Here is a 15,001-nt window from a genome sequence, read left to right as displayed (position 1 = left end):
TAGTAACCCCTTTTCCATAGAACTATAGTATCACCAAAATCACAAAAGAAATAATAGGAAACTCATCTTCTTAACAAAAAACTCATATAATTAATTATTGCGCACTTCATTAAATCATTTTTCACTATTATGCAGTGTGCATATTTTCAATTATATAAAATAGTGTTTTTTAATATCATAGGGTATTATTTATCATTTCAATTATATAAAATGGCACTTTATATAATTTAAACATCATTTTTCGCTTTTACTATATAAAAAAGAAGATTTTATATACACATCAAAGTTTTAATCTCTTTGATTATTAATTATTAAATTATATGCTTTTTGTTAGTATCAGCCCATCGTCCTTAACAATGATAGGATTTTTTTCTACCAAAGGATTATCATCTGTAACGATTGTATACTCACAGGTCTCATCACCATTCGAACATGTCTTTGACCGTATTAAATATAGTTGTAATGCTTGTATCATCTGATGATCCATATTACAAAAATGTGGCAAGATTTCCATCATCCCATGTTTCTCACAATAGTCTTTAATTGGACATCCTCTTAGTACGAAGTGAATGCCACCATCCATATCATGTTGTACTTCCATACCCCATGTATTATGCCAATCATTGTGAAGATGTGGCTCTAGTTTTTTCTGATATTTATCTAAAGAGCGAATAATAAGATTTCGTATAAACTTTCTTTCCAGCAAAAACTTACCTGGAATTTTACGAAGAGTATTCAAACCATCTTTCATGACATCATGAATTACAGTATCAATCTCTTCCGTTGTTAAGTTTCTTCCAACCACATCATAGAGAGCGATAATCCACGCTACTTCGTAGAGATTATGACTCATTGAATTTGCTTCACCGCCAATATCTGGCGCTTCTTCTAAGATTTGATTATATCGTTCTTCTACCTTTTGCCAATAAGGTCCTACCTCATCTACACCATATCTTTTTGCAAGTAAATTTTGACATGCAGATTTCATTCTCTTTTGATACTTTCTTGTAATTGTTGCCTTTTCTTTCTGACTTAGCATTCTTATCACTATTCCTTTCGGTTATACTTACAGTCAAAAACACACATAATAACTTCATTATTAGCTCAAAATTTAATCTAACTTCAGTTTTAGATTAGCACAGTTCACTATAACTAACAATGTAATTCACAATATTCAAATTCTTTGTACATGGTCATAATAAAAACGACTTTAAAAGTCGTTTTTTCTTTTAGTGGAGCTGAGGAGAGTCGAACTCCTGTCCAAGAATAGTCCCACATTTGCGCATCTACAGTTTATCTCACTGTAAAGTAAGACAATAACCACGACAGTGAGCGAACAAGTTATTGAATTTACCTGTAAATTGTCGGGTTCCCCCTACAGGCATTGGGTTCACCGTATCCATTTATTTACGCAATCAATACAGAATGGCTAAAGCATTGATCGGGTTGCTGCAACGCATCTAGCGTTCTTAGGCAGCAAAAGCGAAACTATTTGTTCTATTTGCGTTTAAATTTATTTAGTGATTAGGTCACCACTCCACTGCCGCACAAATCAAACATAAACCTGTCGAAACCATGACAGCCCCATTCGCTATTTGTAACGCAATTGGAATATATCACGCTACAAGATTCATTGCAAGTACCTTGCTAAAAATGAAACTATAGGTTTAAAAATAAAATCCCAAAAAAGGGATTTTATTTTTAATTAATGTAATTTTAATGCTTTCTCCATTGCACGTTTTGCATCACGTAATTTCTCTGTTTCACGTTTGTCATACAGATCTTTACCCTTTGCTAATGCAATTTCAAGTTTGGCTCTTCCATCCTTCAAGTACATACGTACAGGAATTAGAGTATAACCTTTTAACTTTACTTTTTGATGTAAACGGAAAATCTCTAACTTATGTAATAATAGCTTCCGATCACGTGTTTCATCAACGTTAAAGATATTTCCATACTTATATGGAGAGATATGCATTCCTTTAATCCAAGCTTCTCCACGATAAATGGAGATATAAGAATCCTGGAATTGAATCTTTCCTTGTCTAACAGATTTAATTTCAGTTCCTGTCAAAACAATACCACACTCAAACTTCTCTTCAAGAAAGTAGTCATGTGAAGCTCGTCTATTCAGAGCGACTGTTTTTTCATGCGTCTTTTCTACCATGCGTCATCTTCCTTCCGGTTGATTTTCCCTTAAAGAATGGTTTCTTATCACCTTGTTTTGTGCGCGTTGGTTTAGATCCATCAAATTTTCCACGTTTATCAGATGAGAAAGATTTTCTATCCTTTTTATCGTTAAATTTCTTGTCTCCAAACTTCTTATCGCCAATTTTTTTATCAGAGAACTTTCTATCGGAAAATTTCTTATCACCAAATTTTCTATCTTCTCGTGGCTTGCGCGTTGGATTAGAACCTCGATCATTAGAGAAACGAGTACGTCCAGATGCAAATCTAGTAGGCTTCTTTGCAATCGTAAAGTCTACAGTACCTGCTTCTTTATTCGCATCCACAACCGTTACCTTAATAGGCATACCAATACGATATGTCTTCTTACGTCTTTGACCCACAAGTTCAAAACGATCTTTATTAAATTCGTAATAGTCATCGTCTAAGTCCGCAACGCGAATCATACCTTCTACAGTATTCTCTAGTTTTACATACATACCAAAACTTGTAATACTTGAAATAATACCAGAATAAGTTTTGCCAATTCTTTCATGCATGTATTCAGCAATCTTCATATCTTCACATGCATATTCAGCGTCTTGACTATTTCTTTCGCGGATGCTTGCATGTTCAGCTTGTGACTTACATTTCTCTAAATCATTTGCACGTTGTTCTAAGTTATCGTTTGCTTGGAAACAGTACTTACGTAACATACGATGTACGATTAAATCTGGATAACGACGAATCGGAGAAGTGAAGTGTAGATATTCATCTTCTGCTAGACCAAAGTGTCCAACACATGAAGCGTCATATCTTGCCTTCTGCATACATCTTAATAACATAGTACTTAGTACTGGATATTCTGGAAGATCATGTACCGATGCTAAGTATCTTTGCAATTCATTTGGATAAATCGCTGTTTTACCTAGTATCAACTTATGTCCCATACCCTCTGAGATACGAACAAATTCCTTCATCTTCTTTGCGGTTGGGGACTCATGTATACGATAGATAGATGGAACATCTAACCACTTCATATAGTTGGCTACAGATACATTTGCCGCAATCATACAGTCTTCAATCATTCTTTCCGCATGACCACTCATACGTGCATGTACATCAATTGGACGACCCTTCTCATCCACCTCTACGACTGTCTCTGTTCCATCAAAGTCAATCGCACCCTTAGCTGTACGATTTGCACGAATTGCATCAGCACAATCTCTTAAATCAAAGAAGAGATTGCCTAAATGCTTATACTCTTCCTGTAGCTTTTCATCACCATCAAGAATCTTATTTACATTTGCGTATGTCATACGTTCTGTAGAACGAATCATACTTGGATAAATAGAATATTCCTCAATCTTGCCACTATGATTAACATTCATCTGACATGTGATTGTTAATCTTTCTACATATGGATTCAAGGAACAAATACCATTACTCAATTCATGTGGCAACATTGGTACAACTCTGTCTGTTACGTATGTAGAACATCCACGTGCAAGTGCTTCTTTATCTAAAGCACTATCTTCTGTTACATAATGTGATACATCCGCAATAGAAACCTTTAATACCCACCCATTTTCAACAGGGGTCACACTAACCGCATCATCAAAGTCTTTTGAGTCATCACCATCAATCGTAATGATTGTTTCACCAGTTAAATCAACACGATCTTTCTTATCAATTTTCTGAATTTCCTGGGGAATTGTTTTAACCTCTTCCATAACAGCTTCAGGGAATTGTGGATCAATATCATGGTCAAGCAAAATCGCTAGAATATCTACTCCTGGATCATCCTTATAACCAATGACACGTTCAACATATACAACAATCGCTGTTCCATACTTCTGTATACGACAAAGAACCTTCATCCCCTCAACAGGAAGAAAATCTTGGTCATATTTTACTGTGATTAATTTATCCTGTAGTTTTTCATCATCAGGAATAAACTTTAATCTCTTTCCACGCGGCAAGAACGTACCAATGATAAAATCCTTTGCACGTGTAATTACGCGTAATACTTCGCCATAGGTTTCCCAAGGCTTGCAGCGGACAAGAACAGTATCCCCATCTAATGCAGTATTTTGATCAGTAGGATCAATCTTAATTGAATCCCTATCTTCACGGTCCACAAAGCCAAGGCCAGATCGATTGATAGAAATCCTACCAGTCATAACACCAGCCTGCTTCTGTGTTAAATATTGGTTATCATCTGCTCTAAATAATAATAATTCACGTTCTAATTCAGATAATGCTTGGCTTACTTTCACGAAATCTGATGAGGAAGTCATCCCAAGTGCACTTAAAATATCGTCCACTCTACGATTCTTCTTTGGATGATTTTCAATATATTCTAATATTCTCTCTTTTAAATTTTCCATAATTCTTCCTTCTGTTACAGTTCATCTTTAACTGTATTTATTCTGTATCTTTGTAATAAGCAATATCTGATAATATGCAATGTTTCTTCGTAAGAAAAAACCGGTTTTCACCGGTCACTTAATCACTCTTATCGCGATAACTAAAGCAAAAAATGCAATTCCAAGTACCAACGTTAGATTAGAAATGACCTTTTCAGATCCTCTTTCTTTAGTGTTGGCAAATAGATTTAATCCGCCATTTCCAGTGAATGCACTAGAAATACCGTCAGATTTTCCACCCTGTAATAGTGATAAAACAATCAGCAAAGCCGATACAACCATTAATATAGCGTTAAGCATCTAAAAAGCTCCTTTCGCTTGCCACAGTATTATAACATCGGTTTATATTGATGTCCAATATCACTTTATTCCTTCTTTGAATTCTCGTCTTCTAGCTTTGACTCTTCTTGATGAACATCCTGTTCTTCCTTAGCAGGCTGCTCTTCTACTACCGGTTCCTCATTCTTGACACCTTCTGTTTTTGTAGGTTGTGCTTCTGTAGCTACAGTTCTTACTTCTTGTCTCTTTATATAGATAATACCAAGAGTAATTATACCAGCTAGATATAAAATATATCCTAAACCAAAGCGTCCCTGGCGCATCATATAAATTGGATTCCAAAGTATAAAGGTAATGAGTGTCGCAAGAATTGACTTTCCTAATACTTTTGCATCCTTTGATAGTACCCCACGAATAACAACTACTCCAAGTGCTACGGTTGCTAGCGCAAAGAATGGTTTTCTACCAAATGCAGTAACCACAATAGGACCATTACTCATAAAACGTAAGAATGGTGAAACAATTAATGCAATACTCGCAATCGTTACAATCTTATCCAAATTATAAGCTGTCTGTAATGCAGCAATAATATTACCCTTTAAACATGGTGTCGTATCAAATTCATCCTTTTTGATAAATCTAAAATATAGGTAAGCAAGTAAGAGTACCAAACTAATATCTGCTACAATACGAATCACATTCACAGTTCCAAGTAATGAAGAATATCCAGATCTAGGAATAGAAAAATCAACGATACCAAATGTTAACCATGAATAAAGATTCTCTACAACACCTGCACCAAAATCCAGAGCAGACTCTGTCATTTGTAGATTTTCAATCTGTTTTGTGAGATTTCCAATCAAACTAAATAACCATAATAAGTTAACAACTCTTAATGGGATAAACACTTTTTCATTCTTCTTTAATGTAAATACTATTTCAATTACTGATGAAATTAAAAATAATACTGCCACACTATCTAGTGCATATAAATTTAATTTGCCAAAACTAGGTAACATCGCAACCTTAAAGAATGTTGTTAGGATGATGACTAGTTGGCTACATAATAATGCAAGAAACACTTTATTGATTAGAGTTTTCTCTTTTGTTAAGTTCTGAATCAAGTTTTTCATATATTCCCCTTTTATAGTATTAAAACCACTGCAAAGTATGAGATAATGCCCTCATCTTTATAGTGGTTTTATTATACATCATTGCCGTTAGCAAGAAAATTAATACATTCTAAATTCTTTATACTAGTTCCTAAAAAACATGCATGCATAATCAGAACTGTGGAAAGAAGATTCGTAATAATCGTATAAAATCTGGCGAATCACTCTTACCATCCTTGATACTGATTGCCAATTGTACACTGTCTGTAATAATACCATCAACATTGGAAACCATAAATCGTATGATAGACCCAAAGGAATTTGCAGTCCATACATCTACCTTCTTACCTGCATCATGTAAGTTATCGATTCTCTTTGTGGTTGCCAGTTCTTCTTCTAAACCTATCGCATCGACTTCCATCGATTCAAGTTGACCATAAGCGATATAGCAAAGATACTCCGTCTCAACATCAGGATACATCTTTTCAACTTGTGTAATGAGATTTGCATTCAGGCTGATAATACGTACTTGATTCACCATGTTTCTTTCTACGAGCATTTGATAGACATCATTTGCCATCTGCATACCTGCACTCTTTCCCTTTAATTCAATATAGAGTTTAATTTCATCTTTTGCAGTATTTAGTATCTCTTCTAATGTTGCGATTCTCACCTGGTGACCATCAGGGGCTATAATTCTGAGTTTTTTTATCTCCTCTAGCGTGAGTTCCTGTATTGTACGCGGATCATCACATAAGCGTTTCAGCGTATTATCATGAAAGATGACATAATGACCATCTGCAGTTCTTTGAACATCAATTTCCGATGCAGTAGCACCAGCCTCTATTGCAGCACGAATTGACTCTACTGTGTTTTCTGTCGATAAATCTCCACCTCCACGGTGTGCAATCACATCAGTCGTATATTCTTTAGGAAATAAATCATCAAATATCATCGCACCACCATACCCAAGTATGAGTGATGCCAAAAGACTTATCGATATAACAAAGCGGAAACTTTTTTGGAATAGAACTGGTGTTGTAAACTTTTCTTCTTGATATCCTGCAAGTGTGCATTCGTCATAGACACGAGTGATACACATTGCTTGTGCCTGAATAAATATCATTGTAAATAAGAAGATAAAAATAAGACCCAGAATCACTACCATAATAATCAGATAGTGATACCAGAATTTCGCTTGCATAATCCAATGTGATACATAGTACGGTATAACAATAATACTCACCACTCCTACTACGAGTATCAATAAGAACATCCCAAAGAATTTTAAATACGATAAAATAACATTCTTCCAGTTCTTAAAAAATAGACTTCTTGATTCATGCATGGATGTTGCTAGTGAATAGTTATCAAATAATACTCCATGGAATGTAAATACATGTATAATACCGATAAAGTCTAAAATGAACACAAGCATTACATATGCAAGCATATACAAATGGTTTGTGCGTATGACAGAATAAATAAACTGTGGTACCGAATGCTTTGTTAAACGTAAGCCTATCATTGCGGTATTAAGCGGGATAATAACCGCAAAATACATTCCAATCAAACATCCCCGAAAATTAATGAACTTTCGAGATACACGAATCGCAGTAGAGATAATTTCCCTCATCTTTTTCTTTTGATCATATAGAATATTTCGACTTAGTAAAATCAGGATGATAATATCAAATGCCATATATATCGTGAATAAGATTGTAATCGCAATTAATACAGCCCAACCATACCAACTACGCAATAGTGAAGGTAATTCACCACTACTAACAGAGTAAATCCCTGTCAAGTTCATAATGGATCCAAGAATTCCCTCCGCAAAAGAAAACATGATAAACAAAATAATTTTTGCAGGAATTTGATAATATAAAATTTCCGGTAAACCATGCCAATAATAGCGAAATGAGAATGCTTTATCTTGTCCTGGTAAGTTCTTGGTTGTTTTCATACCTATTATTTAACCACATAATTACACTATTGGCACATGGATTCTCTATCATAAAAAGGAAGTATCCGTAGATACTTCCTAATTTAAATCATTTAGTTCTTTATTGTTCACAAGCTAAATCAAATAGAACATTTGCGTAAATTGCGCAAGCAAGAATCATCGTTTCAATTTCAAAGCCTTCATCCGCTTCATGTTCAGCACCAACCCAAGACGCATATTCACGTGTTGGGAAGATTGGTCCAAATGCTGCAAAGTTCTCAAAACTACGAGCATATGTGCCACCACCAATACGTAGAGGAGGTGTATAAGTATCTCCACTAAATGCACGATAGTGCTTCAAGCATGTCTGAATGAGTTCACTGTTAGGATCATTTAATAACCACTTAGAATCATCTACTAACTCTGTATCAATATGCAATACTTCCTTGATGATATCTGCGCTTCTCTTTAGAAGATCACTACCTTCGCACTCATTTGGATAACGATAGTCTAATGCAAAGTATACCTGACCATTCTCAATATTTGCCTTACCCATATTGAAAGTTAAAGGTCCCATGTATGCACCATCATAAGCAACCTTCAATCCAACACCATATGGATCCTTAAATAACTTCACAGCGTTTAAGCTGAATTCATCGTTATAACAGCTACCAACAAATTCAAACATCTTTACAGCCGCATTTATACCCATATAAGGACGAGATGCGTGGAATGGCTTACCATCAATATGGTAATGTGATCCAGCTTCATCCTCGTGACATTCACCAGTTAGTTCATTTGCAAGCAAGAACTTCTCAAAGTAATCCTTTTCAAGCGGCTTATCAACGATAACATCTGCCTTACTGATAACTACATTAAATGCAGTACCAGACTTCATATACTTGATACAGGAATCAACCTTTCCCTGTGCAGAAAAATCTAAGATACCCTTTTCTGCATAGATACATGGGAAGTCCGCATCTGGTACGATACCCATAATTGGATTCTTACGTACTTTCTTGTAATAAAGAATTCCTGCAGATGTGTTCTCTTCATCTGTACCCAATATCATTTGAATATTATGTTTTAACTTATAGCCCTTGTCTTTTAATATCTTCATTGCATAATATGCCGCAATTGCAGGACCCTTATCATCACAAGTACCTCTACCCATGATATAGCCATCTTTGATTTCTCCACCAAGTGGATCAAATGTCCAGCCATCACCAATAGGCACAACATCCAAGTGTCCAAGTACACCAACAGATTCTTCTAAATCACCGTACTGAATCACTCCAGCATGACCATCTACATTCTCTACTTTAAAACCATCACGTTTACCAATCTCTAGTGCTTTGTCTAAGCACTTTGCAATGTTTGGTCCAAAAGGTGCTTCTTTTGTCGCAGCTGCATCATCACGTACGGATTCAATCTTTACAAGTTGTCGTAAATCTTCAATCATATTATCTTGATACGCACGTGCTTCATCAATAAATTTCATCATTGAAATCCTCCTACTCTAATAGTATCATTCAATTCATTTTTTAAGGGAAGCTATCCGATAAATTATTTGTATTTTTTTGGGATTCAACACGAATTATTTGGCCTGTCTTGACAAGTACTTGCATGTAAGATTACTATTTTCTATATTTTTAGGAGGTCTACAACATGAAACAACAGCGAATGAATCTTCTCTTACGTATATTATTTATCATTTTAATCATTGCGATATCTGGTGCTGCAGTTCTTCAAATCTTCGCACCAGAATATATGGGTAGCCATGCGGCATATGGTATCTCAACAGGATGGCAAAGAGAAATTGGTTTTTGGAATATAGCAGTCCTTGTAATATTAATTACTACATACCGTCATTACAATTGGATTTATTTACAATCCATCCTACTCGCTTTGATTCTTGGCGGTATTGGTATTGGTACAAATCATTTCATTCATTATTTACAAATGCATGAAACCGTTAATCTAGTAGGAGCAATCGAAAATTATCTACTCGTGATTGGTTGGATCATTGGATGGAGTATTGAAAAGAATAAACAACACAAGTAATATATAAAGATACTTGGGGACCTTCAAAAACAAAAAACCTCTCATGTTATTTTCTTTTTGCTATGAAAGAAATGAACTTGAGAGGAGGCCATAAATGGCTATTGATTATATTATCATATTTACTATGAATTTATGCCAATAGTAAATTCATAGTCTATACAAAATCTATATTTATGAAAAAAGTTCACATTGAAGTGAACTTTTTCAAATCATTCTTATTTTGAAGAAAGAGCCTTAACGTTGTAGAAAGCCTGTCTTCCACGGTATTCAGCAACTGATCCTAATTCTTCTTCGATTCTCATCAACTGGTTGTACTTAGCGATACGGTCTGTACGGCTCATAGAACCTGTCTTAATCTGGCCGGCGTTTGTAGCAACTACTAAGTCAGAGATTGTTGAATCTTCAGATTCGCCTGAACGGTGAGATACAACTGCTGTGTACTTAGCTTCCTTAGCCATTTCGATAGAATCTAATGTTTCTGTTAATGTACCAATCTGGTTAACCTTGATTAATACAGCGTTAGCTGCCTTTAATTCAATACCCTTCTTGATATATGTTGTATTTGTAACAAAGAGGTCATCACCAACAAGCTGAACCTTTTCGCCTAAACGCTCTGTTAACTTAACCCAACCATCCCAGTCGTTTTCAGCTAAGCCGTCTTCGATTGAGATTAATGGATACTTCTCTACCCATGAAGCTAACATATCAATCATCTGTTCAGATGTCTTGTCACCTTCACCAGAACGTGTTAATTCATAAACACCCTTTTCAGCGTTGTAGAATTCAGAAGCAGCTAAGTCCATTGCGAAGCAGATATCTTCACCTAACTTGTAGCCAGCCTTCTCAACAGCTTCAACCATTAAAGCCAATGGACCTTCGTTACCTAATGTCTCTAATGGACCATTGTTTCCAGGTACGCATGATGGAGCATATCCACCTTCATCACCTACAGCTGTGTTGTACTTGTAGGACTTTAATACCTTCTTTAATACATGGAATACTTCAGAACCCATACGAACTGCTTCGTGTACGCTCTTAGCACCTACTGGCATAATCATGTATTCTTGGCAGTCTGCAGAAGAATCGGCATGCTTACCACCGTTTAATACGTTCATCATTGGAACTGGTAATACCTTAGCATTTGCACCACCAATATACTTGTATAATGGTAAGCCACAAGCATCAGCAGCAGCACGAGCAGCAGCTAATGAAACAGCTAATGTAGCGTTTGCACCAAGGTTGCTCTTGAATGGTGTTCCATCAAGATCAAGCATTGTCTTATCAATTAAGTTTTGGTCGAATACATTTAAACCGATAACTTTTGGAGCAATCTTTTCGTTAACATTAGCAACAGCCTTTAATGTACCTGTTCCAAGGTAACGATTCTTGTCTCCATCACGAAGCTCTAAAGCTTCACGTTCACCTGTAGAAGCACCTGATGGAACGATAGCACGTCCCCAAGCACCTGACTCAGTTGTAATTTCACATTCTACTGTTGGATTTCCACGGGAGTCTAAGACTTCACGTGCATGCACTTCAGCAATTGGATCAATAAAATTAGGCATCTAAATTTTCCTCCTATGATAACCTAAAACATATTCTCTCAGCTAAGCTGAGTAAGAACCTATTTTGTAGCGTCAATAATTTCCTTGAAGGATTCAACCTTTAAGGATGCACCACCGATTAACGCACCATCGATGTCTTCACAAGCCATATATTCCTTGATGTTTGTTGGCTTAACAGATCCGCCGTATTGGATACGAACTGCTTGAGCAGTTGCTTCATCATATAAGCCCTTCACTGTTTCACGAACTAGCTTGCAGCAAGCTTCAGCTGTATTTACATCAGCACTCTTACCTGTTCCAATAGCCCAGATTGGTTCGTAAGCAATAACCATCTTGGATACTTCTTCAGCTGTTAAACCAGCTAAAGAACCAGCTAACTGAGACTTAACAACTTCCTCAGTCTTACCAGCATCGTATTCAGCTTCTGTTTCACCTACACATAAGATAGGTGTGATGTTGTCAGCGAATAATCTCTTGCACTTAGCAGCACAAGCAGCATCTGTTTCGTTGTAATATGTACGTCTTTCGGAGTGACCGATAATGCAGTATGTAATACCGATTTCCTTTAACATTGGTACAGATACTTCACCTGTATAAGCGCCAGAATCCTTTTCATGGCAGTTTTCAGCAGCGATCAATAAGTTCTTAGCAGCCTTAACGCAAACGTCTAAGTCTACGTAAGGAGCACCGATACCATAATCAGCAGCTTCTGTACCTGTTAATACTTCTTCGATACCCTTCATGAACTCAGCAGCTTCTGAAGGTGTCTTGTTCATTTTCCAGTTACCGAAAATTACTGGTTTTCTTGTCATGTTTCTTTTCCTTACTTCTCAGGAATAATAGCGATTCCTGGGAGTTCCTTTCCTTCCATATATTCTAGAGATGCTCCACCACCTGTAGAGATGTGGCTGAACTTCTCTGCAAAACCTAAGTTCTTAGCAGCAGAAGCAGAGTCACCACCACCGATGATTGTAGTAGCACCTTCAAGGTTAGCTAATGTTTCGCAGATAGCGATTGTACCCTTAGCAAATCTTTCATCTTCGAATACACCCATTGGTCCATTCCAGAATACTGTCTTAGCACCAACTAATTCATCCTGGAACTTCTTAACAGATTCAGGACCGATATCTAAGCCCATGAAGCCATCTGGAATTTCTCCAGCTGGTACTGTCTTGATTTCTGTTGGATTAGAGAAGTCATTTGCTACAACTGTATCTACAGGTAAGAATAACTTGCCTTCACCCTTGTTCATGAATTCATTAGCCAATTCCATCTTATCTGCTTCTAATAGAGATGTACCAATCTTGCCACCCTTAGCAGCTGAGAATGTATAAGCCATTCCTCCACCGATTAATACCTTATCTGCAATCTTCAATAAGTTTTCGATAACGCCGATCTTATCAGAAACCTTCGCACCACCTAAAATAGCAACGAATGGTCTTTGTGGATCATTAACTGCCTTACCTAAAACATTAACTTCCTTTTCAACTAAGAAACCTAAAGCTGACGGAATGTGTGTTGGAATACCAACTGTTGATGCATGAGCTCTGTGTACAGAACCAAATGCATCTTCTACGAATAAATCGCCTAATGAAGCCCAGTATTTACCTAACTCTTCATCATTCTTTGTTTCGCCCTTCTCATAACGAGTGTTCTGCATCAATACGATGGAACCCTCTTCCTGAGCAGCAACTGCTTCTTCAAGTTCAGCACCACGAGTAGCGTTTACAAACTTAACAGGTGCACTCTGTAGGGAAGCTAAGCAATCCGCAACGATAGACATGTCGTTCTTTGCATAGTCCTCTTCAGTCTTAATCTTACCTAAGTGGCTCAAAAGTAAAACTTTTGCTCCATGTTCTGTAAGATAATTAATTGTTGGCAATGCTGCGCGAACACGATTATCATCTGTGATTACATTTCCCTTGTGTGGAACGTTGAAGTCAACACGAACAATGACGTGTTTTCCTTTAACATCTAAGTCTTTTACAGTAACTTTAGACATTTGAATTATCCTCCTATGTACTTCAGAAATTATAACACTTGCGAGCCAAACTTGAAAATGAAGAAACACAAATAATGAGTGTTTTCAGACATTTTTTGAAGATTTTCTAAAAGAAAGCGTTTCCAAAATTCTTATAGAATTTATTTTGTGTAAAAAATAACAAATGGTCTAATCAATCTTTCTGACTAGACCACTTTTTTCTTCTGAAATATCTTACCAACTACCATCCCAACACTCATTAAAACAATATAAATTCCAGGATAAATCATACAATCCCACTGTCCAGCCATGTGGAAATAAATAACAGGAATAAATAGGAACGCCACAAGCCAAAGAATCAGCCAATCAAACCCACGTAGCCTCCCATAAATCCATCCGCCAAGGAGCGAAAGAACAGGATTTACAATCAAGAGCAGAAACATCGCTGATCCTGTATCTATTAACAGAAATGGAAACACAATATACCAAGTTGCTATTAAAGCAATCGCAATGCATCTACCCTTTGTCATAGATATTACCCCCTGTCTATTATGTTCTTCGAATATACTCCTTTAAATCCTCAAAACTTCCATGCAATTCATGTTCCATGTCAATCCCATCCGGATTGATCAAACAGTCTGTAATATAAAAGATATCCATACCTAATTGCTTTACAACGCCATCTTCACCAATATCATTACCAACCATCAAGCATTCACTAGCCTCTAAGCCTAAAGTATCTAGTATCTCTTGGTAATATAAAAGATTAGGTTTGCATGCATGACTATTTTCATAAGTAGTAACTAACTCAAAATCACTTGGCAATAGCCCTGCCCAATGAATTCTTTCCTCTGTCGCAATTCTAGGAAACAAAGGATTCGTTGCAAGCACAACTCTATATCCCTGCTGTTTAGCATATTGAATCATTTCTTTAGCAAGCGGTTGAAAACCGCAAGCACTCTGTACCTTAGGAAAATCTTCACGATAGAAATCATCAAATTTCACACGGTCATTCTTTGTTCGTTCATCACCATACACTTCAGAAAAACACTTCCAAAATACATCTTCATTTGTAAGTACCCCGTCATTCTTTATGACTGCACTAGTACCCTTCCAAATCGTCTGAATTAGCTCATCTGGCTTATACCCAAACTGAGACATTCTCTTAGCCATTAGTCCAAAATACGTCTTTACAAATATATCCTGATCCATCGGTAGTAATGTACCATCTAGATCAAATAGTATTGCTTTCTTCATATAGATATCTCCACCTCTTCTTACGCAATGTTAAAACCCATCGTATAAATATTTAAAAAAACTTATCACTTTCAATGATACAATGTTCTTAAATCATATTCTATATTTGTTAATAGGAGAGTTACTTTATGAAGATAATTGTTTCATATCCTCAATTATTTTTGAAAGTTCCTCTTTTGATTTTATTGTTGGTGAAGGTTCCC

At 36.3% G+C, this 15,001-nt stretch carries 13 protein-coding genes and 1 other RNA gene; 1 reads left to right on the top strand and 13 read right to left on the bottom strand.

The annotated features are described in order from the left end of the window. Positions 1-316 precede the first annotated feature (316 nt). From RWM19_RS08700 to RWM19_RS08665, 8 genes are all read right to left on the bottom strand, one after another. The gene (locus RWM19_RS08700) at positions 317-1,039 is read right to left on the bottom strand and encodes an L-2-amino-thiazoline-4-carboxylic acid hydrolase (protein WP_313986046.1); all 723 of its coding nucleotides are present in this window, start codon (positions 1,037-1,039) and stop codon (positions 317-319) included. A 191-nt stretch (positions 1,040-1,230) separates the two neighbouring features. Further along, positions 1,231-1,586: a transfer-messenger RNA gene (ssrA, locus tag RWM19_RS08695) on the bottom strand. A gap of 119 nt (positions 1,587-1,705) precedes the next feature. Further along, positions 1,706-2,167 (bottom strand): SsrA-binding protein SmpB, encoded by a 462-nt coding sequence (gene smpB, locus RWM19_RS08690; RefSeq protein ID WP_294019903.1) that lies wholly within the window; start codon positions 2,165-2,167, stop codon positions 1,706-1,708. Next, positions 2,148-4,556, bottom strand: coding sequence for a ribonuclease R (rnr, locus tag RWM19_RS08685; protein WP_313986041.1), 2,409 nt, complete (start codon positions 4,554-4,556; stop codon positions 2,148-2,150). The genes smpB and rnr overlap by 20 nt, the downstream gene beginning before the upstream one ends. A 114-nt stretch (positions 4,557-4,670) precedes the next feature. Next, entirely contained in the window at positions 4,671-4,895 is a 225-nt protein-coding gene (secG, locus tag RWM19_RS08680) for a preprotein translocase subunit SecG (RefSeq protein ID WP_294019901.1), read from the bottom strand. A 65-nt stretch (positions 4,896-4,960) separates the two neighbouring features. Next, a complete protein-coding gene (locus RWM19_RS08675; protein WP_294019900.1) occupies positions 4,961-6,007 on the bottom strand; it encodes a hypothetical protein in 1,047 nt (348 codons plus the stop codon). Between the two features lie 151 nt (positions 6,008-6,158). Next, on the bottom strand, positions 6,159-7,952 hold the full coding sequence (locus RWM19_RS08670; RefSeq protein ID WP_313986038.1) for a glycerophosphodiester phosphodiesterase family protein: 1,794 nt from the start codon (positions 7,950-7,952) through the stop codon (positions 6,159-6,161). Between the two features lie 100 nt (positions 7,953-8,052). Continuing rightward, a complete protein-coding gene (locus RWM19_RS08665) occupies positions 8,053-9,435 on the bottom strand; it encodes a Sapep family Mn(2+)-dependent dipeptidase (protein WP_313986035.1) in 1,383 nt (460 codons plus the stop codon). 164 nt (positions 9,436-9,599) lie between these two features. On the opposite strand from RWM19_RS08665, the gene RWM19_RS08660 reads away from it, so the two are divergent. Next, positions 9,600-9,995: a hypothetical protein gene (locus RWM19_RS08660; RefSeq protein WP_298663522.1), complete on the top strand. Its 396-nt coding sequence runs from the start codon at positions 9,600-9,602 to the stop codon at positions 9,993-9,995. 215 nt (positions 9,996-10,210) lie between these two features. Here the strand turns inward: RWM19_RS08660 and eno are convergent, their stop codons facing one another. The 5 genes from eno to RWM19_RS08635 all read right to left on the bottom strand — a co-directional run bounded on the left by eno (position 10,211) and on the right by RWM19_RS08635 (position 14,798). Beyond that, positions 10,211-11,560 carry a phosphopyruvate hydratase gene (gene eno, locus RWM19_RS08655; RefSeq protein ID WP_366483690.1) on the bottom strand — a complete coding sequence of 450 codons (1,350 nt, stop codon included), beginning with the start codon at positions 11,558-11,560 and terminating at the stop codon, positions 10,211-10,213. Between the two features lie 59 nt (positions 11,561-11,619). Next, positions 11,620-12,372, bottom strand: a complete 753-nt coding sequence (gene tpiA / locus RWM19_RS08650) for a triose-phosphate isomerase (RefSeq protein ID WP_294019895.1) — start codon at positions 12,370-12,372, stop codon at positions 11,620-11,622. An 11-nt stretch (positions 12,373-12,383) separates the two neighbouring features. After that, the gene (locus tag RWM19_RS08645; protein ID WP_294022526.1) at positions 12,384-13,562 is read right to left on the bottom strand and encodes a phosphoglycerate kinase; all 1,179 of its coding nucleotides are present in this window, start codon (positions 13,560-13,562) and stop codon (positions 12,384-12,386) included. Positions 13,563-13,747: 185 nt separating this feature from the next. Continuing rightward, positions 13,748-14,071: a hypothetical protein gene (locus RWM19_RS08640; protein ID WP_313986028.1), complete on the bottom strand. Its 324-nt coding sequence runs from the start codon at positions 14,069-14,071 to the stop codon at positions 13,748-13,750. Positions 14,072-14,090: 19 nt separating this feature from the next. Continuing rightward, a complete protein-coding gene (locus tag RWM19_RS08635) occupies positions 14,091-14,798 on the bottom strand; it encodes an HAD family hydrolase (protein WP_313986024.1) in 708 nt (235 codons plus the stop codon). Positions 14,799-15,001 lie beyond the last annotated feature (203 nt).

The sequence above is a fragment of the uncultured Solobacterium sp. genome (genome assembly GCF_963517755.1).
GTDB lineage: Bacteria > Bacillota_I > Bacilli_A > Erysipelotrichales > Erysipelotrichaceae > Bulleidia.
Note: the sequence above shows the minus strand (reverse complement) of the source record. Positions and strands in the feature narration are given on the sequence as shown.